We start from the raw sequence: 23,267 nt of genomic DNA on the forward strand, positions 1-23,267 counted from the left end.
CTCTTTTAATTTGAATTTGTTAAGTTTGAAGTGGTAATCATAATTTGAACAAACTCATTTATGCATACTAATTTAGTATAATACTGTGAATGAAAGACTATTTTCTACTTCAATTTAAAATATTAAACAGGAAAACAATTGAATTTGGTCTACCACTCTTAATTGGTTATACTTTAATTCCTTTTTTGTTCTTTTTCCTTTCTAGTTATTTATTTGAAAAAACAGAATTTGCTAGTTATATCTTCTTGTTTATTGCTGTAGGTTTTGTTTCAAAATTAAGCGACCCTAAAAGAAATGATTTTCTAAAATCTATATTCAATAAAAAGAAATTTTTAATGTTAAGAATCATTGAAAATATAATTTACAGCATACCATTTACATTGTTTTTAGTCTATAAGGGGTTATATGTTTTGTTTTCACTACTCAGTCTTTTATTTATATTAATTGCTTTAATAGATTTATCTGTCAATTTCAGATTCACCATTCCAACACCATTCAGCAAAAAACCTTTTGAATATGTCGTCGGTTTTAGAAACACTTTCTTCATCTTTCCAATTGCATATTTTTTAGCATATATAGCAATTTCAGTAGATAATTTTAACCTTGGTGTCTTTTCGATGCTATTAATTGGAATTACTTGTTTGTCTTATTATTCAAAAGTTGAAAACGAATATTTTGTTTGGAATTTCAGCCTAACTCCTAAAGAATTTTTATTCGAGAAGGCAAAAACCTGCTTAATCTATTTTTCACTTTTAACTTCCCCAATATTAATAGCTTTAAGTATTTTCTTTTTTAGTGAAATAGACATACTAATTGTATTTTTCCTTTTATGCCTTGTGTATCTTATTACAATAGTTTTTTCTAAATATTCAGCATTTCCTAATGAAATGAGTATATCGCAAGTCATATTAATTGCAGGTAGTTTAATTTTCCCACCAATTCTATTAGTTGTTATCCCACTTTTTTACTCACAATCTCTTAAAAGATTAAACTCTATTTTAAATGATTAACATTGAAAATTTATCTAAATATTATGGTAAGAAACAAGTACTAAACTCCATTAATTTAGAATTTAAAAAAGGAAAAACTTATGGTATTGTAGGTGAAAATGGTGCAGGAAAAACAACTTTATTTAGATGTATAGCTGGACTTGAAAAGCATCAAGGGAAAGTATCCTCACTTTTTAATGAGTTAAAGGATCATTTAGGATTTTTACAAACAGAACCTTTCATTTTTTCGAAAATTACTGGAAAAGAATACATACAGCTTCTTATTAATGCAAGGAGTCAAAAAATTTCTAACATCGAAGAGAGAAATATTTTTGACCTACCATTAAATCAATATGCCTCAACCTATTCTACTGGTATGAAAAAAAAACTGGTTTTAACGGCTATATTATTACAAAATAATGATGTTTTTATTCTTGACGAACCTTTTAATGGCGTAGATATACAAAGTAATATTGTTATTACTGAAATTATAAAAAAACTTAAGAAATTAGAGAAAACAGTTATTATTTCTTCTCATATATTTTCTACATTAGCAGATACTTGCGATGAAATTTATTTATTGCAACATGGTGAAATAATTAGGAGAGTAAAACAACCCGATTTTAATAACCTTGAAACAGAAATGAAAGCGTTTACTGTTGGAAAACGAATTGAAAAACTTAATTTAAAGTAAGTACTCTTTTTCAATTTTTATAATCATGCAAATCCAATACAGAAAACTTCAAGCAAACGAATCAATCAACTATAGAAGAATACGATTGGAATGCTTGAAGAGATTCTCAAAATACTTTGTTTCCAATTACCAAAACGAGAAAGCAAAAGCAACACTATTCTTTCAGCCACATATAGAGAATCACCATCACTTTATAAGTAAACTTAAATTTTGACTAAAAATCAACTAATTATTTACTCTTTTCTTTCAGTCACTTCAGACAGTTTTGCTAAAGAAAAAGCACCAATAGCCATAACTAAATCCCTAACTGCAACATCTACAAACGTCCAGCTAAAAATTAAACTTAGAGCAATACAAGTTAGCCAAGCTGTTACAATATAAGCACCAATTTTGGTTTTTGTAAATACTAAAATACCAGCCACTATTTCAATAACACCAACAATCATCATAAATGTAGTAGGTTCAAATGGTAACATTGCTGCCAAACCATCTGATACATAATTACTCCAATTGGTTAAAATATTAGCAAATTTGTCTAATCCCGCAACAATTGGCACCAAACCAAAAGTGCATTTTAATAAGTTTCTAACTAACGTTACATTTGAATCCATAATTATATATTTTTAATTGTTTAGTCTTTTGATGAAGGATTTTAAAAAAGGATACAAAATTTTGTATCTTTTTTTAACTTTTATTATCCAATACTAAAAGACAATAGAATGGAAGCTATAAATATCAACGATTACAACAATCATAAAATAAAAGAATCAGAAGTCATAAAACGTGTACTTAAAGGAGAAAAAGAGCTTTACGAAATTTTAGTTAAAAGAAATAATCAAAAATTATATCGCGTTATTAGAAGCTATTTAAAAGATGAAGCTGAAATTGAAGACCTTATGCAAAATAGCTATATCAAGGCATTTACCAAACTGTATCAATTTAAATTAGAATCTTCTTTTTCAACATGGCTAATTCGAATTGGCATAAACGAATCCTTAGCTAGAATAAGGGAAAAAGGCAAACTAAATCATTTAAAAGAGCAAACAGGCAATGAAAATAAAAACAGTATTTTAGAAATTCCAGATGATAAACAATTAAATCCACAGCAAACAATGATTAGACAAGAAGCAAAACAATTATTGGAAAATGCCATCGATTGTTTAGAAACAAAATATAAAACAGTCTATATTTTGAAAGAACTTGAAGACATGAGTTTAAAAGAAATTGCCATAGTTTTGGATTTAAGTTTAGAGAATGTAAAAATACGCTTACATAGAGCCAAGACTATGCTTAAAAATAATCTATACGAATTGTCAAACGATAAAAACATTTTTGAATTTGGGTATGGAAGATGCGACAGAATTACCGAAAACGTTATGAAAAGTATATAAAAATACAACTTCAAGAAACAGTATTAAGTTAGTTTACCAATAAATATATCTTTACAGCTAAACCATAGCTTCAACTAATTTACATATCTTAGTATATCTTTATCAAGATAAAACCCATAAGTTAAAGCACTTAAACGTAATACTTTTCATGAATTCAACAGTAAAAAACATTTTAGCAGTAGTTGCAGGAATCATTATTGGAGGCATTGTCAATATGGGATTAATAAATATAAGTGGCTCTATTATTCCACCACCAGAAGGTGTAGATAATACTACCATGGAAGGTTTAAAAGAGTCCATGCATTTGTTTCAACCCAAACATTTTATATTTCCATTTTTAGCTCATGCTCTTGGAACACTTGTTGGAGCCTTTATAGCAGCTAAAATTGCTGCAACCCGAAAAATGACATTCGCTTTAGTAATTGGTGCCTTTTTTTTAATTGGTGGCATTACCAGTGTTATGATGCTTCCTTCGCCTACTTGGTTCTCCATACTTGATATTGTTGGAGCTTATATTCCAATGGCTTATATTGGTGGAAAGCTGGCCATTAAGAAAAACAACTAACAATACAACATTATAAAAATGAAAAAAATAGTATTAGTCTTCGGAATACTTTTGTCTATTGGAAGTTTTGGTCAACAAGCTAATAGAGATTTACAAATAATTACGCTTTCAGGAAGTGGTTATGACCTTGGCTTACAACATGGCAAAAAACTAAAAGAAGAAATTGGAGACATCATTAGTGCATGGAAAGAAAACACTTCTAATGCGTTAGGAAAAGATGCAGATTTAGTTGTGGCAGAGTTCTTTGAATATGCTAATTTTGATGAAGCCATTAAAAAATGGACACCAGACCTATATGAAGAAGTAAAAGGAATTGCAGATGGTTCTGAACAAAATTTCAATGATGTGTTTGTTTTGAATTTACTCGATGAGTTTTGGGTTTATCTAGACAATCTGTACAACCATCATTGTAGTAGTTTAGGCGTACCAGCTAGAAATGGGAATCCAGGTTATATCTCACAAAACATGGATCTTGAAAATTATACTGATGGTTTTCAAGTACTCATGCGATTAAATAAAACAGAAAATCGTCCGGAACAATTAATTTTAACACATCCTGGATTAATTGCATTAAATGGCATGAACGAAACAGGAATTGGTGTTTGTGTTAATACAATCATGCAATTAAATGCTTCAGCAAAAGGTTTACCTGTAGCGTTTGTTATAAGACGCATTATAAATACTACAGATAAAGAAGATTTATTATCCTTTATCCAAACTGTAAATCACGCTTCAGGACAAAATTATATCTTAGGCATAAAAGGTGAAGTTTACGATTTTGAAGCTTCTTCAAATAAAGTCGTTAGATATAATCCATTAAATGAAAATGGTACAGTTTATCACACAAATCACCCTATAGTAAACGATGATATAAAACCATGGTTTGAAAAATACAATCCAAATTTGAAAAAAAAACCCACTAACTCAAATAGTTATAAAAGGTTAAGTGCCGTTGAAACTAGATTAGCTAATACCCCTGTAATTAATGACAAACAGATAATGGATGCCTTGCGCTCTAAAGACGATAAAAACAACCCTGTTTGTAGAACAAATAATAACAATGGTTATGGGTTTACCTTTGCATCTACTATCATGACAATGTCTGAAAAACCTTATATACAAATTCTTGCTGGACCACCAGATGAATCTGATTATATAAGAGTAGATTTTAGTTCAAAATAATAATTACCTTTGAAGCTTTAATTGCCATGAAAAAACTATCTGTCATCATTCCTACTTATAACGAGGAAGCCTATTTAAAAAATGCGCTTCTTTCGGTTTCTTTTGCCGATGAAATTATTGTGATAGATTCTTTAAGTACAGATAAAACAGTAGAGATAGCTGAAGCTTTTGGCTGTAAAATATTAAGCAGAAAATTCGATAACTTTTCCAATCAGAAAAACCATGCACTTCAATATGCTACTGGAGAATGGGTTTTATTTATTGATGGTGACGAACGTATTACATACAAGTTAAAGCAAGAAATTCTTGAAGCTATGGATTCTGGAAAACATGCTGGATACAAGCTCAATTTTCCTCATTTTTATATGAATCGGTTTTTGTATCATCATAGCGATCATGTGACCAGATTAGTCCTTAGAGAAAAATGCCATTTTGAAGGTTCGGTTCACGAAAAACTCATAGTTGATGGCAGCATTGGGAAACTTAAAAACCCAGTTTTACATTTCACTTACAAAGGTTTGATGCATTACATAAGTAAAAAAGATAGTTATGCTTGGTTTCAAGCCGAACAACTCTTAAATAAAGAAAAAAAAACCACTTACTTTCATTTAGCATTTAAACCGTTTTACCGTTTTTTTAGCAGTTATATTTTGCGTAGAGGTTTTATGGATGGTATTCCTGGATTAGCAGTTGCCAGCATTAATGCTTATGGCGTTTTTTCACGTTATGTAAAACTCATGTTGCTACAAAAAGGTATCAGATAAATGTTTAGAAAAACAGTTTACCAAACTTTAGTTTACGCTTAAAAGTCACCAAACTTATTTCTCCTTTAATATCCAATCGTTGAATTTCGTAATTATTCTTAAAAGGAAATGAATTCACTCTGTTTCCAATTCGTAAACCATAAGCTATTTGGTTTTTATTTAGTAGCCTAAAAAATTGCTTTATCTCCTCTCCTTTTCTTGGGTATTTTCCATATGGATAAGCCAACGTATTGTGTACTTCTAGTTTATTTTTAACTATAAATTTTTTACATAAATCAAAATCGGCCTGTATGTCTTCGGGAGTCATTTCATGATATTTTTTATGAGAATAACTATGTAATCCAAGCTCCACAACTTCAGGATCTAAGGTTTTTAATTGCGCTACAGACATAATAGCTTCTTCATCTGTATTCCAAGAATCCGTTCCATTAACATATTTAAATGGCACATAAAAACAGGCTTTTAAACCATACTTTTTCAGCAATGGATAAGCCAATTCCAACTGATTAACATATACATCGTCGAACGTAATGATAACGGCTTTCTTAGGGAAATCTGCTAGATCTTTTATATCCTGAAAATCCTTAAAATGAAGTGATTGATAACCGTTTTCCTTTAAAAAAGCAAATTGTTCTTCCAATTTTGAAACAGCAATAGTTAAGCCTTGACTCTCTTCAAGATTCGCACTCACACTATGATACATTAAAACAGGTAGTTTAGGCATTGCTTGTTATTATTGAAAAAAAATCTATGTAAATTGATTACTTTTGACACAAATATATAAAGGCATTAGCAATATATTTGATAAATCTGAAATTTTATAAATGATAAGCGCTTTAGCTATAACCTATAACGAGGAATCCAACATTGAAAGCTACATTGAGAGCCTGTCTTTTGCCGACGAAATTATTATTGTAGATTCTTTTAGTACAGACCAAACGGTTGCTCTAGCAAAAAAACACAATGTCAATGTTGTGCAACGTGTTTTTGATAATTTTTCAGCCCAAAAAAATTATGCCATTTCATTGGCTAAGAACGATTGGATTGTATTTTTCGATTTAGATGAAAAAATCTCCGAATTTCTTGCAAACGAGATTGTTTCTACAGTAAATTCTAAAAATCCGTTGAAAGCTTATAAAGTCAAACGCAACTTTATTTTTATGGGCAAACGCTTAAAATATAGTGGATTTCAAACAGATGAAGTCATTAGACTTTTTAACAAAAATTATTGTGAATACAATGGAAACTCTGTTCATGAAACGATAGAAACCTCAGAAAAAACAGGGCTTTTAAAAAATACATCAGATCACGATACCTATAAGGATTTTGATAGTTACAATCAGAAATTAAGTCAATATAGCAAACTACAAGCAGAACAATTATTCGAAAAAAATGTACGACCTAACATGTATCATTTCCTGTTTAGACCTTGGTACAGATTTATGCATCAGTACTTTTTAAGATTAGGTGTTTTAGATGGAAAAGAAGGTTTTGTCTTAGCTTACATCAATGCCTTTTCTGTGTTTAAACGTTATATTCAACTCTGGTTGATGTATCGAAAAATTGATTAGTTGTATTCGAGTTATCGTTTATAAATATTTGTCAACTCCATTTTCACACCATGTTAATTTTTGTACTATCGTGTATTTTTCTATATCATCGTTCAACTCTAAACGAGCTCTAGATTTTTCATCATGATAGATATGAAACACAATACCTCGATACCTCAATCGTCTTGAACTCAAACCTTTGTTATAAAAACGCCAAGCCAATTCGGAGTCTTCCCTTCCCCAACCTTCAAAACGTTCGTCATAACCATTTACAGAAATAAAATCTGATTTAAAATAAGACGTATTACAACCACGGAACTTTTTTGAGACTTCCCATTTTTTTGAGTATAACAAGCTTAAAACTGGCATATGGATGGCTCGTGTTCTTTTTTTAATTCCCTGAGACAAAATATTAAATTTTATTTGCTGTTTATTAAACAGCTGATCTAAGTGGTCTTCCTGAATATTAACTCGAGAACCATATAAAAAAGTGTTAGGAGACACAAACTCGATATGGTCTTTAATAAAATGTTTGTGTAGAATACAATCGCCATCCACTTGAATAATATAGTCTCCAGTAGTCTTTGCAACCGTTTTATTTAGAATTACTGATTTGGTAAACCCTGTATCTTCATGCCAAACATGATACAATGGGATTGGAAACAATCTTCTAAACTGTTCAATTAATAATTTTGTAGTCTGGTTTGAGCCATCATCGGCAATTAAAACTTCATGAGGCATAACGGATTGATCTAAAACACTTTTAAGAACAAGTTCTAAAGCTTCTGGCCACATATATGTAGATATAATTAAACTGCTTTTAATGCTCATGATTTGAAATAAGATTCAAAATTAATATTACTTCTTTTAAAAATCTTTAAAAACTTAAACCATTGACCAAAATTCTTTTTTATTAAAAAGGAAGAGGATAATTTTAAATTCTCGTCGTTTTTAACATAGTCTTTTATCTCTTTTAGGTTCTGAGTTGGAAAATATCCTAAACCCTTCCAAATATCTGGGTCTAAATAAAATACATTTTTTATGGATTTATAATTAGTCTCATTGGCTTTACGCCATTTATCAAAAAACTCTGGATTTAACTCATCGCTATGCCCCCAATTTTCAAACTTAAATTTCAACTCTTTTTCAGTTCTAGACAGACATTCATGTAGCAATACATTATTCGTGTAAATAACACGTTCTTTAGTATTACGTGCATATTTATAATTTGGGTAATTAGTAGCTAACATGACTTTTGTAGGTTCATTAACATAAAGCAAACCTGTTTCTAAATACTTATATATATTTATTAAAAATCCTGCTATTTGAACAGGGTGATCTTTTGGGTTTTCTAAAAATCGATTATGCTTTTTAAGAGTTTCAACAAAATTTTTAAAATCTATAAAAAACTCATCAGCATCAATTTGTATTAGCCAATTACCAATACCCATTTTTTTAGATAACATATAACGCTCCCTGGTATCGTTTTGAATTGTAGTTAATTCTGGGATATAAAAATTATCTTTATAGATAATAATCTTATTATCAACATCAAACTTTTTTAACCACTCAAAAAATTCGTCATCAATATTAAAAGTATTTCCTTTCCATGTACGCTGCTTTTCATCTAAAGCCAAGTATATGACATCTGCATAATTATAAACTGGAGGAATAGAACTCCTTAGTTTTTCATAATCATAAGACATTAAAAAACCGACTACAATTTTTTTCATGGATTATTTTTTACAAATATAGTTTATGCCTTAGAAATAACTACTTTTGTTACTTAAATTGTCGTAAAATGCCTGATTTAACTGTAATAATGCCTGTTTATAATGGTGAAAAATTCATATCAGAATCTATTGATAGTGTTCTTGGTCAGACATTTTCTAATTTCAAACTTTTAGTTTTAAATGATAATTCTCAAGACCAAACAGCCAAAATATTAGAAGACTACAAAAAAAAAGATTCTAGAATAGAAGTTGTAACTAAATTAGAAAATGTGGGACCTGCTAATTTAAGAAACGAAGGCATAACATTAGCAAAAACAGAGTATATTGCTTTACTTGATGCTGATGATATTGCGTTACCAACGAGATTTGAAAAACAACTTAATTTTTTAAAAATCAATCCTGAACATGGTGTTTGCGGTACCTGGTTTACCTTTTTTGGCGATAAAAAAAACAAGACTATAAAACATGAAGAAACTCATGAGAAATTAAAAATTCAGATGCTTAGCAATTGCTGTATTGGAAACCCAACGGTTATGTTTAAAAAATCTCACCTCGGAGATTTACGTTTTGAAAACGACTTTGTTCCTGCTGAAGATTATAGATTATGGAGTCAGTTAATTGCTAAAACAAAATTTTATAATATTCAAGAATCTTTATTACTCTATAGATGGCATCCAAATAACATTAGCCAAACAAAGGCAGCAAACTTAAAGAAATCTGAAGAAATCATTAGAAAAAAACAATTAATTCATTTGGGTATTGCATTTGACGATGCAAATATGGATAATTATCTAAACGCTATTAATTTAAAAAGAAAGCTAACCAAAAATGACATTATAAAAACCATTGAAGCGTCTAAAACACTCTTAAAATTAAACACTTCACATCAGGTTTATAACCAAAACATGTTTAAGTTGCATATTGATAAAGTTATTTTAAGAACAATAAGAAACTGTAAAGAAAATAATAAGTCTTATTATAAATATATTAAAAATGAGTCTGGTTACTTTTCAAAAATGTCAACATTAGATGCTGTAGTGCTTTTTTTTAAATGCTTATTTTAAATAATTGAACTTAGTTTAAACTAAATTATACAAAATTCTATTTTAAATGCCTCTTAAAAACAAAACCTTAAAATCGCCTCTTATAAGCATTATAATCCCATGTTATAATGTAGAGAAATACATTTATAAGGGATTGGAAAGTATTCTAAACCAAACATACAGCAATTGGGAGTGTTTTATTGTAAATGATGGAAGTACAGATAACACAGAAAATAAAATAAAAGAGTGGGTAAATAAAGACAAGCGATTTAAATTAATTTCTCAAGAAAACCAAGGAGTTTCAGCTGCAAGAAACACTGGTTTAAAACAAGCTAAAGGAGATTGTATTTATTTTTTCGATCCTGATGATATAATAGCAAAGAACTGTTTAAAAAGTCTAATTAAATTATATCAACCAGATATCGATATTGTTGTTGGAAAAAATGCTGAAGTTATTGGACAAACAACCACAAATAGCAAAACACTAGAACATGGAATAATAACAGACAAAGTATTCCGAAATGATAATTATATAGAACTTGCATTAAAGAGTCCGTTTTTAACTGTTTGTTGGAATAATTTGTATAACGCAGAATTTATTTTTTCAAACAATCTTAGATTTAAAGAAGGAATAGTACATGAAGATGAACTATGGTATTTTGAGACTTTGCATTTAGCGAAAACAGTAGTTTTTAATTCAAATACTACCTATTATTACAATGTTGGAAATCAAAATTCTATAACAAAAAATTATGGTTTAAATAATCTTAAGTCCTATATAACGGTCATTGAGGATATCTATAAAAAATATTATATATCTGAAAATAATAAACAAAGTAAACTAATTATTGGAACCTATATACTCAATCTGCAAATTCCTGTTGTATCTGCGTTTTTTAGATTCATAAAAAAGAATAAGAAAACACCTTTTAAATCTGAAGGGGTGTTTTTAATTAAAAAACATATAAAGAACCATAAAATCAATAAATATTATCATATAGATTCAAAAAAATCAAAACAATTTAAGTTATTTATTAAATATGGATTGATCGATCCTGAAAAAACGTTTAAGCTTATTAGAAACACAAACAAAAAAAATATTTTAAAAAGTTTTGAAAACTTATACTTAAAATTACTTCTAAAAAAAAACCTTGTTTCAACATGATTTTGATATCCTGTTTAATAAAAATAATATCATGAAAGATTCACCTTTGATATCTATAATAATTCCTTGTTATAATGGCTCTGAATTTATACAAAAGGCTTTAGAGAGCGTTAAAAGTCAAACATATTCCAATTGGGAGTGTATTGTTATTAACGATGGAAGCACAGATGCTTCTGAACAAATTATAAAAGAAACCATTAAAGAAAACCCTCAATTTACTTATCATTATAAAAGTAACAATGGCCTTTCTGAAGCTAGAAATACTGGGATGAATTTGGCTCAAGGAAAATTTATTTATTTCTTCGATTCAGATGATTTATTAGATAGTGAAGCTCTTGAAAATTTATTGTTATTATTTGAAGATGACATAGATTTTGTAATAGGAAAAAATGCCATTACAGAGGGACAATCCAAACAGGTGGCTGGATATTTGGAACATTTTTCGCATCCTTTTAAAAAATTAAATAATACTAAAAATAAGGACTTAATAAAACTGGTATTAGAATACCCAGTTACATCTGTTGTCTGGAATAAACTTTATAGAAAATCTTTTTTAGACAAACATCAGTTAGTTTTTAAAAAAGGGATACTTCATGAAGATGAATTGTGGTTTTTTGAAACACTTTTCCATGCAAAAGCTATTATTTTTAATAACAAAGCAACTTACTATTACAACGTAGCTAATAGTAATTCTATAACTAATGACTTTAAACTAAGAAACCTAGAATCTTATTTAGAAATTATTGAGTATATAAATGAAAAATACTATCAGAATGCATCTATAGATTATATTAGAGAAATGCATTCCATATATATCACTCATCTTAAAATAAGAGTCATTAGATACTGTTACAAGAAACTAAACAAAAAAGATAAAACAATTGGTAACTCTAAGATTAAGAACAGTTTTCAAAAGGTTCAAACAACAAGACATAAGCAAGTATTAAACAAACATTTAGAAGAATTTCATTACCATTTTAGAATAGCTGAAGTTCTAGAATCAGATAAAATCCTTAAATTCTTAAGATACTTTAGATCGCCAAAAATTTTCAGAAAAATAAAATTCATATTGCTTTTACAAAAAGCAAAAAAACTAAACACTAAAAATAATAGAGTTATAAATAAAGTCTACTAAAGATACTTTCGTTTAAGTTGCTCGATTAAGGAGTCTTTATGAAAGGTCGCATTTTTATCAAAACTTTCACGTCTAGACATTTCATTCCATAAATGAATGGCATAAGTATCTGCAAATAAATGAATCCCTTTGTTAAAAGTGTCATCGTAAACCGTATACCAGTTATCAAAATGTATTGGATAGAAAAAAACAAAAGGTTTTGCTAATTCTCTTAACCCAAAATAATCTAAAGCTTTAGTAAAACCTTCTGGGCCTCCAGTTTCACCCCATTCCATTGCTTCACGACCCTTACCTAATAATTTTCGTTTTAATTTTTTTTTCTTTGTTTTAGTTCTATCGTAAGGCAAAAAATCATTCGGATTTTCACAACTATCTTTTATAAATTTGCTAAATTCATGCCTTGGTGGAAACCCTAAAACAGCAGGACACACTAACTGTCTACTCTCTGAACCAAATACTAAATCTGAATCAAAATCGAATGGTTTTAAACAAATCATGTCTGTATCTACCCAAAAACCTCCTTTTTTATACAATAACTCCCAACGAAACCAATCTGCAAATCCAGCATAACTACCGTTACAATAAGTAAAAATATATTTCTTATCAAGAATATCATGCCCATCTTTCACGATGGTTCCTTCTGGAATCCCTTTCACCTCACCATAAGTGTACAAATGAAACTCATGATTGTTTTTTAAAAAAGATGATATAGACAACTGTTCTATTAAAGAAAGCTCTCCACCAATCCATAAAGATTGTATAATTGGTAATGACATACTTGTTTTTTTATATACTTTTGCAATATTACAACAAATTGTACCTAAATCTATTCAAAAAAAATAAAGCCTTAATAATTTAGTTATTAATATATTCAAAGACTTAATAACAAATTATTTTTGCAAAAATTAATTTTAATTATTATTAACGTAACATAAAATTAATTAAAAAAAAACAACAATTACTTTATGAAATATGGCCTGCTTAAATATCGCGACAAAGAATCTAATATTGGAGATTATATTCAAAGTTTGGCTGCCTTACACTTTTTGCCTCATGTTGACAAGTTGGTAAGCAGAGAAAAACTCGATAAAGTTTCTGAAGATTTATATGTCATCTTAAATGGTTGGTTTATGCACCATCCCGAACATTGGCCTCCAAGTGAACATGTAACTCCAGAGTTTATTTCATTTCATATTAACGAGCATGCAAAAAGATTAATGACTAATAAAAAATCTATTGCATATTATAAAAAACATGAACCCATTGGTTGTCGTGATAAATTCACAGAAAAACTCTTAAAAAGCAAAGGAGTAGATGCTTATTTTTCGGGTTGTTTAACTCTTACTTTAGAAAAAAATCAATATTTAAAAGATGAAAAAGCCGATGTTATTTTTTGTGATATTTTATCTCATAAAAATGATGTTGTAGATGAAGGACAAAAAATTCCATGGAAAAAAATTCGTAACCCTCATAAAGTGGTTATTAAAAAAACGAAAAAGGAATTATTTAAAAAGAAAACAAGAAAACTAGTAAAAAAACTAGTTCCTAGTCAGCTTAGAAAAGATGCTATTTATGTTTCAAATCAAAACTTTGAAGCAACAACCCATGAAGAAAAATTTGAAATTGCAAAAAATCTGTTGGCAAAATATGCAGCAGCTAAACTAGTTGTAACTTCTAGAATTCATGTAGCTTTACCTTGTTTAGCATTTGGTACTCCTGTTGTTTTTATTCATCCAGAAAGAGACACAAGTCGTTTGTCTGGATTAATCGAATTATTTCATACGTTTACCATAAAACAAATTGAAGAAACACCAAAAGAAGAACTTCAACAACAATTTCTTAAAGCTTCAGTTAAAAACAAAGACTTGCATCTTAAATTAAGAGATGACTTGATTAAAAATCTTCAAAATAAATAATAGTGATTAACCATACTATTTTAAATTTGGCATTAGACACCTTAAAACAAGGTGGTCTAATACTCTACCCAACAGATACAGTTTGGGGAATTGGTTGTGATGCAACGAATGAAGAAGCTGTTGAAAAAATCTTCAAACTAAAAAAACGTAGCGACAGCAAAGCTTTGATATGCCTAGTAGCAGACGATAGAATGCTGAAAAAATACGTCAAAAAAATACCTGAAGCAGCTTTCGACTTCATGGATATTGAAGACAACCCTATTACCATTATCTATGACGAGCCACAAAATTTAGCTAAAAATTTAATTGCAGAAGATAATACCATTGCTATAAGAATTCCAGATAATGATTTTTGTTTTCAGCTGCTTCGGAAATTTAATGGTTCTATTGTTTCAACCTCAGCAAATATTAGTGGACAACCTACGCCAAAATCCTTTAAAGAAATACATGAAGACATTTTAAAAGGTGTGGACTATGTTGTAAATTTGCCAGATGAAAAAATAGGTGCTAAACCATCGTCTATTATTAAATTGAGCAATGATGGAAAAGTACAGGTTATAAGAAAATAAATTCCCAATTTCAAGTACCAAAAGCCAAAAATCCTTTTTGAAGTTTTGTTCTTGTATATTTTGGAATTTGAAACACATATGAATTACAAACAAGCATTAAAAAACCCAATCTTTAAGATTATTTCGAAATCTGCAAAAGAACTTCAACTAGATGCTTATGTTATTGGTGGTTTTGTTCGAGATTATATCCTACAACGTGGAACAGCAAAAGACATAGACATTGTAGCTATTGGATCTGGAATTGAATTAGCAAAACAAGTCGCTAAAAATTTACCAAACAACCCTAAAGTTCAAGTTTTTAAAACCTATGGCACTGCCATGTTGCGTTTTGAAGATATTGAAATTGAATTTGTTGGCGCACGAAAAGAAAGTTATAACGAAGACAGCAGAAATCCTATTGTTGAAAATGGCACGTTAGAAGACGATCAAAACCGTCGTGATTTTACTATTAATGCTTTGGCTTTAGATTTATCTGAAGATAATTATGGTAACATATTAGATCCATTTAATGGTATTCAAGATTTAAAAGAGGCTATTATTCGTACGCCTTTAAATCCAGACATCACTTATAGTGACGATCCGTTACGCATGATGCGAGCCATTCGTTTTGCAACTCAACTAAACTTTAAAATTGAAGAAGAATCGCTTAAATCCATTTCAAAAAACAAAGAACGAATTAAAATTATAACCAATGAACGTATTGTTGTTGAATTAAACAAGATTCTAGAAAGCAGCAAACCTTCTATTGGTTTCTTACTACTTGAAGAAACAGGATTACTGGAATATATTTTACCAGAATTAACTGCCTTAAAAGGTATTGATGAAGTTGAAGGCCAAAAACATAAAGATAATTTTTACCATACTTTAGAAGTAGTTGATAATATTAGTAAAAACACAGACAACTTATGGTTACGTTGGGCTGCTTTATTACATGATATAGGAAAAGCACCAACCAAAAAGTTTCATAAAAAGATAGGTTGGACTTTTCATGGTCACGAATTTAAGGGATCTAAAATGGTGTATCATTTATTTAAGCGCTTAAAAATGCCCTTAAATGACAAAATGAAATTTGTGCAAAAAATGGTTTATATGAGCTCAAGGCCTATTGTCTTAGCTGAAGATATGGCTACAGATTCTGCCGTTAGAAGATTGGTCTTTGATGCTGGAGATTATGTAGAAGATTTAATGACACTCTGTGAAGCAGACATAACTACAAAGAATCCAAAAAAGTTTAAAAAATACCATAACAACTTTAAAATTGTTAGAAATAAAATAATTGAGGTTGAAGAACGGGATCATATCAGAAACTTTCAACCACCAGTTTCTGGAGAAATAATCATGGAAACTTTCAACTTAAAACCTTGTAGAGAAATTGGTACTATTAAAGAAGCGATTAAAGAAGCGATTCTTGAAGGAGACATTCCAAACGACTTTGAAGCAGCATACCAATTGATGCTTAAAGAAGGTGAAAAATTAGGATTAAAAGTAAAGAAGTAATCATGTTTAAATTAGTTAGAACAAATTCTAAAAACATTGATTTTGTTTACTTAGTAAAACAACTAAATGCGTACTTAAAAATTATGGATGGCAAAGAGCATGATTTTTACAATCAGTTTAATAACATCGATGTTTTAAAACATACAATTGTTGCTTATTTAGACAACAAACCTATTGGTTGTGGCGCTTTTAAAGAATATGGATCCAACAGTGTAGAAGTTAAACGCATGTTTACACTTCCAGAAAATAGAAAGCAAAGCGTCGCCTCAAACATTTTAACTGCATTAGAAACGTGGGCTAAAGAATTAAACTATTCCACATGTATTTTAGAAACTGGATTTAGACAGGTAGAGGCTGTTCAGTTTTATAAAAAGAAGGGTTATAAAATAATTCCAAACTACGGACCTTATAAAAATATTGAAAATAGTATTTGTTTTAAAAAAGAATTAATCGACAATGAAAAAGGATAATAAAAAAGTCATCTACTGGCTATTAACAGGTTGTGTTTTAATCTTCATTATGGTTATTATTGGAGGCATTACCAGATTAACAGATTCAGGTTTATCAATTTCAAATTATAAATTAATAACCGGAACCATTCCTCCAATTGGAGAAGCAGAATGGCAAGAGGCATTCGAGTTATATCAGCAATATCCTGAATTCCAAAAGTTACATTCGCACTTCACCTTAGAAGATTTTAAAGGCATTTATTTCTGGGAATGGTTACATCGTGTTATAGGTCGATTAATAGGACTTGTATTCTTTATTCCGTTTCTATATTTTCTATTAACGAAACAACTTACTAAAAAAACCATTAAAAAATGTATTGTCTTATTATTGCTTGGAGGATTTCAAGGTTTTTTAGGTTGGTATATGGTAAAGAGTGGCTTGGTCGATATGCCAGATGTGAGTCATTATAGACTAGCAGCACATCTAACAACCGCTTTTTTAACTTTTGCTGCAACTTTATGGGTGGCTTTGGATTTAATTTTCCCTGAAAGAAAAACAGTTAACAAGAAATTTAGAAACCTAATTATTGTTGGCTATCTCATTTTAATTTTCCAAATTGTTTATGGAGCTTTTGTCGCTGGATTAAAAGCTGGTTTATTACATAATCATTGGCCTTTTATGAACGAAGGGAAATTCATGCATGAAACTGTTTATATTTTAGAACCGTTTTATAAAAACCTTATCGAAAACCCAAGTGGCATTCAATTTATACATAGAACATTTGCATATATAGTGGTTGTTTTCATTATAATTATTTGGTATCAGGCTAAAAAAATGACACTAACCAACTATCAAAATAAAGCTGTGGATAGTTTATTTATTTTAGTTGGAATTCAATTTTTATTAGGCATTTTTACCATTATTTATCAAGTACCATTATGGTTAGGAGTAGCGCATCAAGTAGGGGCATTTTTCTTACTATCGGCTATGACTTTTACCTTACATCGTTTTAGTAAATAGTTGAAAATAACTTATCTTTGCAAAATGATTTACAGATTTAGAATTATACTTGACCACGACTCTGAAGGTGATATCTTTAGAGATATTGAAATTCGTGAAACTGACACTTTAGAAGATTTTCACAACACTATTACTCAAGCTTTTGGTTTTGAAGGCAGTGAAATGGCTTCGTTTTATTTAAGCGATGACGAATGGAATCAAGGTGAAGAAATTTCTTTATTTGATATGAGTGAAGTAGCTAATCAAGTTCGATTAATGGGTGACACCTTAATTAATACTGTTACTCATAAAGAAAGTACAAGACTAATCTACATTTACGATTTTCTAAGCATGTGGACCTTTTTGGTGGAACTTGCAGAAATTGTTGAAGAAGCAGAAGGCACAGATTACCCAAACCTGATGTTTGTGCATGGTCAGATTCCTGATGAAGCTCCAGAAAAATCTTTTGAAGCTGAAAATTTAGACGATTACAACGATGAGTTTGATGACGATTTCGATCCAGAAGATTACGATAATTTAGACTTTAATGAGAATTGGAATTAATTTCCAAAAAAGAAGATAAAACTAAGAGTGGTTTTTAACTAAACAAGCTCACAAAACTTAAATAAACACATAATCAGTAAGCATTCTAGTAAAAGTTTTTCATGTTTACATCTTCGTAATTTCGTTTTACAAAATCAAGTGCATATTTTAAGATATCTCCCATAGTTTTGCTTTTTTTGAAATTGATATCTGAAGTAAACTCATAAATACCTTCTCTCAACATCTTAACGTATTCTGGTTTTGAAAGTGTATCTCCAATCATACAAGCTATTAATTGCTCAATTCTATCATGATAACTTATCAATCGTTTTGCCATAATGGAACGCTCTTCTAGTTTGTATTGGTCTATAGATTCTGCTTGAAACTTTTCAGTTACCAACTTAACCATTTCAAGGTTTTCTTTAAAAAACTGAGGCTTGTAAATATTAAACTTCCCTTCATAACATTGTTGATCAAAATCGATGGCTCGAATTTTATAAACCACTTGATCGAAATCGTGAGTAGGAACAATTACGTAATTATAAGACCTCATATCTCCTAAAAGCCTAATTGTACAACGTTCGTTAAATTTTACAAACTCTTTAGCAATTTGAGATTTCTCTAACGGATTGCATTCTGGCAACATGTTTTTTATAAATTCATCGCCTGGAATTCCAGCTATATGCTCTTCAATTAAGGTGTCTTTATGTACTAAAAAATTCAGATTATAAGGAGACAGCATATGTTCTAATTCCAAACCATAAATTCTTGAAGCATCTGCTTTTTTTACATAGAAATAAGTAAAATTATCGTTTAAAATATTTCTAACTTTTACACGAAAAGGCTTCGAGTTACCAAAGGTGCAATAATCAACAGCATCAACAGTTAAAAATGGAATGGTCTTTTCGTTTCCATCACTATGTAAAATGGTGTAAACTTTTTTAAGACTTAAGTCAATTTCTTCACGTTCAAATTCATTATAATACACACGAATCCAAAGGGTGTCGACATCATTTTTATCATATACCACAATAGATCCTTGAAAACGTAGCAAGTCGTCATAAAAAATTGGCAGCCTAATATTTCTATTATATTCTGTGAGATATTGGTGTAGTTTTTCACTAACTGGATAAGATGGTTTTTTTTTTGATATCTTTAAGTCTTCCATAAAAAAATAAGTTCTTCAAATTTAAGCTTTTATTTTTATGGTTGTAACATTTTTAAAAGACACTCGTCATATAAATACTAACTGTTACCGAGTACATTATCGGGATCAATCAAAAAACTAAAATAATTTGGAACCAATTCTTTCAATTAATCATCTCACTAAAAAATTTGGCCATTTAACAGCCGTCAAAGATTTGTCGTTCAGCATAAACAAAGGCAATGTTTATGGTATTCTTGGACCCAATGGCAGTGGGAAATCTACCACTTTAGGCATTGTTTTAAACGTTGTAAATGAAACTTCTGGAGACTTTAAATGGTTTAATGGAACCGTTTCTACGCATAATGCCTTAAAAAAAGTTGGAGCCATTATAGAGCGTCCAAACTTTTATCCATATATGACAGCAGCTCAAAACCTAAAATTGGTTTGTAAAATAAAAGGTGTGGATTATTCAAAAATTGACGAAAAGCTAGAAGTGGTCAATTTATTAGATAGAAAAAACCATAAGTTTAGCACCTATTCTTTAGGGATGAAACAACGATTAGCAATAGCTTCAGCATTACTAAACGATCCTGAAATTTTAATTTTAGACGAACCTACAAATGGATTAGATCCTCAAGGAATTCATCAAATTAGACAAATAATTAAGGATATTGCCAGTGAGGGCACAACTATTTTATTAGCTTCACACTTGTTAGATGAAGTTGAAAAAGTATGTTCTCACGTAGTTGTATTAAGAAAAGGTGAAAAACTTTATTCTGGTCGTGTAGATGAAATGATTTCTAGCCATGGTTTTTTTGAATTAAAATGTGAAAATGAGGATGCACTTATAGCTTACTTAAAATCGAATCCAGATTTTGGAACTTTAAAAGTAGAAAATCAACTAATCACTGTCTTTTTAAATGAACCTATGGAGGCTGTAACTTTCAATAAACTGATGTTTGAAAAAGGGATTGTATTATCTCATTTAGTAAAACGTAAGGAAAGTCTGGAAGAACAATTTTTACAACTTACAGATAAACTTTAATTCATCCAATCAAAATCAATTTCATGTTAAGACTTTTAAATCTAGAATTACAAAAACTGCTTTTAAACAGAACCAGTAAAATATTAATCTTTGTATCTTTTGTATTACCATTTACTGTATTAATACTATCGTCTATAAAAATAAATTTCTTTGGTTTTTTCACCTTAGAACTAGGAGAATTAGGCATTTTCAACTTTCCAATAATTTGGCATATCACAACTTTTTTCGCATCGCAATTCAAATTCTTCTTTGCCATAGTGGTTGTAAGTATGATTGGTAATGAATACAGCAACAAGACCTTAAAACAAAATTTAATAGATGGATTAAGCAAAAAAGAATTTATACTTTCTAAATTTTACACCATCCTTTTCTTTTCTTTAGTTGCCACTTTATTAATAGCTATAGCATCGTTTTTTATTGGCTTATATTATTCAAGTTATACAGAAGCATCAATAATTATAAGAGAAACTAATTTTCTTGTAGCTTATTTTGTGAAGTTAATTGGCTTTTTTAGCTTGTGTTTGTTTTTTGGAATGCTTGTAAAACGTTCAGCATTTGCATTAGCTTTTTTGTTTATTCTTTATATTTTAGAATGGATTATTTTTGGTTTAATTTCTTGGCAAGTAAACATGGATATTGCTGGTAAAATTCAGAATTTCTTTCCATTAAAATCCATGTATAATTTAATAGACCAACCATTTCAAAGAGTCATGATGACTAAGTTTCCTGACAAAGCAGATTTAATGTACGACTATGGAGTACATTGGTACGAAATTGCTATTGTCTTGTGTTGGACTGCTATATTTATCTTTTTATCCTATAGATTATTAAAAAAGCGAGATTTATAATACCTTTGGTAGCTATATCTCTCTAGATGAAAAAACTATTTGCTTACATTCTATTATTTTGTACCACGCTAACTTATTCTCAAGAGGAAGCTTCTAATTGGTACTTTGGCGAAAATGCTGGTATTCAATTTTCTAATGATGGTTCTGTCAACGCTTTAAACGATGGGCAATTAGATACCATTGAAGGTTGCTCTTCTATTTCAGATAGTAATGGTGATTTACTATTCTATACTGATGGAATTAGAGTTTATAATAGGCAACATAGTATTATGAGTAATGGATTTGGTCTTTTAGGAGATCCTTCAAGTTCGCAATCTGCCATTGTAGTCCCAAAACCAAATGATTCAGAAATTTATTACATTTTTACAGTTGGATCCAATCAATCGTTTACGGGTTTAAAATATTCAGAAGTGGATATGACTCTTGATGGAGGTTTAGGAGCAATTACTCAAAAAAATATTAATTTATTACATCAATGTTCAGAGAAAGTTTCAGCCGTTTTAAAAGATTGCGATTCTCAAGCTGTCTGGGTTATTTCTTTATCTAACCCTAATGGAACTTCAACATCACCATTAAATACATTTCATGCATTCGAAGTAACAACTGCTGGTGTAAATACCACAGCTATTACATCAACCTTTAATAATTTAGGCATTACAGATTCTAGAGGTTATTTAAAACTATCTCCAAATGGAGAAAAATTAGCTTGCGCCAATGTGCAACCAGACGGCTTATTTTTATTCGATTTCGACAAAGATTCTGGTATTGTAAGCAATAATCAGAGACTACTTATAAATAGCCCGTACGACGAACCTTATGGAATTGAATTCTCGCCAAACAGTCAATTGTTGTATGCGTCTTCATCAAACGATAATTTTAGTTCTACAGATCATTTGCCTTCAAGCCATTTTTCAGCATTAACTCAGTTTAATTTAACAGCTGCAAATATTATTGGCTCACAAGTTTTAATAGACCAACAAAATTTATATAGAAGCGCCTTACAATTAGGTCCAAATGGGAAAATTTATCGATCTATGGCTGCTACTTACACCCAAGGTCACCCCTTTTTAAGTGTTATCAACAATCCAAATGAAATTGGAGGCGCATGCAATTATCAAAACAATGCGGTTGATTTAGGTGGTCGTAATTCAACACAAGGCTTACCTCCCTTTATATCGTCTTTCTTTGTAGAGAAAATAGATATTATTAACAATACGGTAACGCCATTAGCAACTAATTATTTACCCTTATGTCTTGGAGAAAATTACAGATTAATGGCTGAAGAAATTCCAGGTGCCATTTACTCATGGACATTCAATGACATTCCTTTACCAAATACAGATTACTTTTTAGACATCAATCAAAATGGAGTTTATGAAGTTTTAATTGATTTAAATACAGGTGGTTGCGACTTTTTGGAAGGCGAAGCTACAATAGAATACTTTCCAATTCCTGTAGCAAATCTTGCTCCTAAAATTGATGTTTGCGATAACAATAACGATGCTATTTGGCAGTTTGATTTTTCTGCACAAGATGTTAATGTTTTAGATGTACAAGATACTAATCATTATAGCGTTCGTTATTTTGAATCTCAAATTGATGCCGATTTAAATCAAAATGAAATTACCGGACTGTATACAAACACATCCAATCCCCAAGAAATATTTACAAGAGTTGATTTAATAGGAAGTCCAAGTTGCCATGACACTTCTTCTTTTTTTATTGAAGTTTTTAACACACCAACTGCAAACATTATAAGCCCTCAGGAATTTTGTGATGATGATACCGATGGCAATGTTTCCAATGGGCAAATAGACATAAATTTACATGAATACGATGCAACAGTTCTAGATGGTCAAGATGCGTCTGCTTATACAATCACCTATCATCCAACTCTAATAGATGCTATTGATAATACGGCAGAACTTCCAGAACCATACTACAATCAAACACCTTTTAATGAAACTATTTTTGTTAGAATTGAAAACAATTTAAATACCTCATGTTTCGACACAACATTTTTTGATATCACCATAAACCCT

24 protein-coding genes and 1 pseudogene are annotated in these 23,267 nt (G+C 29.9%); 19 read left to right on the plus strand and 6 right to left on the minus strand.

Annotation, left to right across the window (positions count from 1 at the left end; translation table 11 throughout):
- The first annotated feature begins 89 nt into the window (after positions 1-89).
- Both ACI5KZ_RS09500 and ACI5KZ_RS09505 read left to right on the plus strand, forming a co-directional pair.
- Positions 90-1,010, plus strand: a complete 921-nt coding sequence (locus ACI5KZ_RS09500) for an ABC transporter permease (protein ID WP_109309017.1) — start codon at positions 90-92, stop codon at positions 1,008-1,010.
- On the plus strand, positions 1,003-1,683 hold the full coding sequence (locus ACI5KZ_RS09505) for an ATP-binding cassette domain-containing protein (protein WP_406847508.1): 681 nt from the start codon (positions 1,003-1,005) through the stop codon (positions 1,681-1,683). Before ACI5KZ_RS09500 ends, ACI5KZ_RS09505 begins: the two co-directional genes overlap by 8 nt.
- 233 nt (positions 1,684-1,916) lie before the next feature.
- On the opposite strand, the gene ACI5KZ_RS09510 is transcribed toward ACI5KZ_RS09505, so the two are convergent.
- A complete protein-coding gene (locus ACI5KZ_RS09510) occupies positions 1,917-2,294 on the minus strand; it encodes a DoxX family membrane protein (RefSeq protein WP_109309019.1) in 378 nt (125 codons plus the stop codon).
- A gap of 108 nt (positions 2,295-2,402) precedes the next feature.
- On the opposite strand from ACI5KZ_RS09510, the gene ACI5KZ_RS09515 reads away from it, so the two are divergent.
- The 4 genes from ACI5KZ_RS09515 to ACI5KZ_RS09530 all read left to right on the plus strand — a co-directional run bounded on the left by ACI5KZ_RS09515 (position 2,403) and on the right by ACI5KZ_RS09530 (position 5,585).
- The gene (locus ACI5KZ_RS09515) at positions 2,403-3,074 is read left to right on the plus strand and encodes an RNA polymerase sigma factor (protein WP_406847509.1); all 672 of its coding nucleotides are present in this window, start codon (positions 2,403-2,405) and stop codon (positions 3,072-3,074) included.
- A gap of 148 nt (positions 3,075-3,222) precedes the next feature.
- Positions 3,223-3,639, plus strand: a complete 417-nt coding sequence (locus ACI5KZ_RS09520; RefSeq protein WP_406847510.1) for a hypothetical protein — start codon at positions 3,223-3,225, stop codon at positions 3,637-3,639.
- 18 nt (positions 3,640-3,657) lie between these two features.
- Positions 3,658-4,821, plus strand: coding sequence for a C45 family peptidase (locus tag ACI5KZ_RS09525; protein WP_109309022.1), 1,164 nt, complete (start codon positions 3,658-3,660; stop codon positions 4,819-4,821).
- 26 nt (positions 4,822-4,847) lie between these two features.
- Positions 4,848-5,585, plus strand: coding sequence for a glycosyltransferase family 2 protein (locus ACI5KZ_RS09530; RefSeq protein ID WP_406847511.1), 738 nt, complete (start codon positions 4,848-4,850; stop codon positions 5,583-5,585).
- Between the two features lie 4 nt (positions 5,586-5,589).
- Here the strand turns inward: ACI5KZ_RS09530 and ACI5KZ_RS09535 are convergent, their stop codons facing one another.
- Positions 5,590-6,309, minus strand: a complete 720-nt coding sequence (locus tag ACI5KZ_RS09535) for a polysaccharide deacetylase family protein (protein ID WP_406847512.1) — start codon at positions 6,307-6,309, stop codon at positions 5,590-5,592.
- Between the two features lie 100 nt (positions 6,310-6,409).
- On the opposite strand from ACI5KZ_RS09535, the gene ACI5KZ_RS09540 reads away from it, so the two are divergent.
- Complete coding sequence (locus ACI5KZ_RS09540; RefSeq protein ID WP_406847513.1) at positions 6,410-7,156, plus strand: glycosyltransferase family 2 protein; 747 nt, start codon at positions 6,410-6,412, stop codon at positions 7,154-7,156.
- An 18-nt stretch (positions 7,157-7,174) separates the two neighbouring features.
- Here ACI5KZ_RS09540 and ACI5KZ_RS09545 read toward each other — a convergent pair whose 3' ends face one another.
- Positions 7,175-7,966 (minus strand): glycosyltransferase family 2 protein, encoded by a 792-nt coding sequence (locus tag ACI5KZ_RS09545; protein ID WP_406847514.1) that lies wholly within the window; start codon positions 7,964-7,966, stop codon positions 7,175-7,177.
- Positions 7,963-8,868 carry a hypothetical protein gene (locus tag ACI5KZ_RS09550; protein ID WP_109309025.1) on the minus strand — a complete coding sequence of 302 codons (906 nt, stop codon included), beginning with the start codon at positions 8,866-8,868 and terminating at the stop codon, positions 7,963-7,965. The genes ACI5KZ_RS09545 and ACI5KZ_RS09550 overlap by 4 nt, the downstream gene beginning before the upstream one ends.
- 68 nt (positions 8,869-8,936) lie before the next feature.
- Between ACI5KZ_RS09550 and ACI5KZ_RS09555 the strand changes: the two genes are divergently transcribed.
- Genes ACI5KZ_RS09555 through ACI5KZ_RS09565 form a run of 3 tightly spaced genes read left to right on the plus strand, consistent with a single transcriptional unit; the run spans position 8,937 to position 12,211 of the window.
- Entirely contained in the window at positions 8,937-9,932 is a 996-nt protein-coding gene (locus tag ACI5KZ_RS09555; protein ID WP_406847515.1) for a glycosyltransferase family 2 protein, read from the plus strand.
- A gap of 46 nt (positions 9,933-9,978) precedes the next feature.
- The gene (locus ACI5KZ_RS09560) at positions 9,979-11,076 is read left to right on the plus strand and encodes a glycosyltransferase (RefSeq protein WP_406847516.1); all 1,098 of its coding nucleotides are present in this window, start codon (positions 9,979-9,981) and stop codon (positions 11,074-11,076) included.
- Between the two features lie 31 nt (positions 11,077-11,107).
- Complete coding sequence (locus ACI5KZ_RS09565; protein ID WP_406847517.1) at positions 11,108-12,211, plus strand: glycosyltransferase family 2 protein; 1,104 nt, start codon at positions 11,108-11,110, stop codon at positions 12,209-12,211.
- Here ACI5KZ_RS09565 and ACI5KZ_RS09570 read toward each other — a convergent pair.
- On the minus strand, positions 12,208-12,987 hold the full coding sequence (locus ACI5KZ_RS09570; protein ID WP_109309029.1) for a glycosyltransferase: 780 nt from the start codon (positions 12,985-12,987) through the stop codon (positions 12,208-12,210). The genes ACI5KZ_RS09565 and ACI5KZ_RS09570 overlap by 4 nt on opposite strands.
- 189 nt (positions 12,988-13,176) lie before the next feature.
- On the opposite strand from ACI5KZ_RS09570, the gene ACI5KZ_RS09575 reads away from it, so the two are divergent.
- The 6 genes from ACI5KZ_RS09575 to ACI5KZ_RS09600 all read left to right on the plus strand — a co-directional run bounded on the left by ACI5KZ_RS09575 (position 13,177) and on the right by ACI5KZ_RS09600 (position 18,206).
- Complete coding sequence (locus ACI5KZ_RS09575; RefSeq protein WP_109309030.1) at positions 13,177-14,127, plus strand: polysaccharide pyruvyl transferase family protein; 951 nt, start codon at positions 13,177-13,179, stop codon at positions 14,125-14,127.
- Between the two features lie 5 nt (positions 14,128-14,132).
- Entirely contained in the window at positions 14,133-14,696 is a 564-nt protein-coding gene (locus ACI5KZ_RS09580; protein WP_109309131.1) for an L-threonylcarbamoyladenylate synthase, read from the plus strand.
- A 78-nt stretch (positions 14,697-14,774) separates the two neighbouring features.
- The gene (locus ACI5KZ_RS09585) at positions 14,775-16,193 is read left to right on the plus strand and encodes a CCA tRNA nucleotidyltransferase (protein WP_109309031.1); all 1,419 of its coding nucleotides are present in this window, start codon (positions 14,775-14,777) and stop codon (positions 16,191-16,193) included.
- A gap of 2 nt (positions 16,194-16,195) precedes the next feature.
- A complete protein-coding gene (locus ACI5KZ_RS09590; protein ID WP_109309032.1) occupies positions 16,196-16,663 on the plus strand; it encodes a GNAT family N-acetyltransferase in 468 nt (155 codons plus the stop codon).
- Positions 16,650-17,663, plus strand: a complete 1,014-nt coding sequence (locus tag ACI5KZ_RS09595; protein WP_406847518.1) for a COX15/CtaA family protein — start codon at positions 16,650-16,652, stop codon at positions 17,661-17,663. The genes ACI5KZ_RS09590 and ACI5KZ_RS09595 overlap by 14 nt, the downstream gene beginning before the upstream one ends.
- 24 nt (positions 17,664-17,687) lie before the next feature.
- On the plus strand, positions 17,688-18,206 hold the full coding sequence (locus tag ACI5KZ_RS09600) for an IS1096 element passenger TnpR family protein (protein WP_109309034.1): 519 nt from the start codon (positions 17,688-17,690) through the stop codon (positions 18,204-18,206).
- A gap of 85 nt (positions 18,207-18,291) precedes the next feature.
- Here ACI5KZ_RS09600 and ACI5KZ_RS09605 read toward each other — a convergent pair whose 3' ends face one another.
- Positions 18,292-19,353, minus strand: a complete 1,062-nt coding sequence (locus ACI5KZ_RS09605) for a hypothetical protein (protein ID WP_109309035.1) — start codon at positions 19,351-19,353, stop codon at positions 18,292-18,294.
- 127 nt (positions 19,354-19,480) lie between these two features.
- Between ACI5KZ_RS09605 and ACI5KZ_RS09610 the strand changes: the two genes are divergently transcribed.
- From ACI5KZ_RS09610 to ACI5KZ_RS09620, 3 genes and pseudogenes are all read left to right on the plus strand, one after another.
- Entirely contained in the window at positions 19,481-20,377 is an 897-nt protein-coding gene (locus tag ACI5KZ_RS09610; RefSeq protein WP_109309036.1) for an ABC transporter ATP-binding protein, read from the plus strand.
- Between the two features lie 23 nt (positions 20,378-20,400).
- A complete protein-coding gene (locus tag ACI5KZ_RS09615; protein ID WP_109309037.1) occupies positions 20,401-21,225 on the plus strand; it encodes an ABC transporter permease in 825 nt (274 codons plus the stop codon).
- A 26-nt stretch (positions 21,226-21,251) separates the two neighbouring features.
- Positions 21,252-23,267: pseudogene (locus ACI5KZ_RS09620) on the plus strand (hypothetical protein); the annotation flags it as partial.

The organism is Xanthomarina sp. GH4-25 (genome assembly GCF_045363175.1).
Lineage (GTDB): Bacteria > Bacteroidota > Bacteroidia > Flavobacteriales > Flavobacteriaceae > Xanthomarina.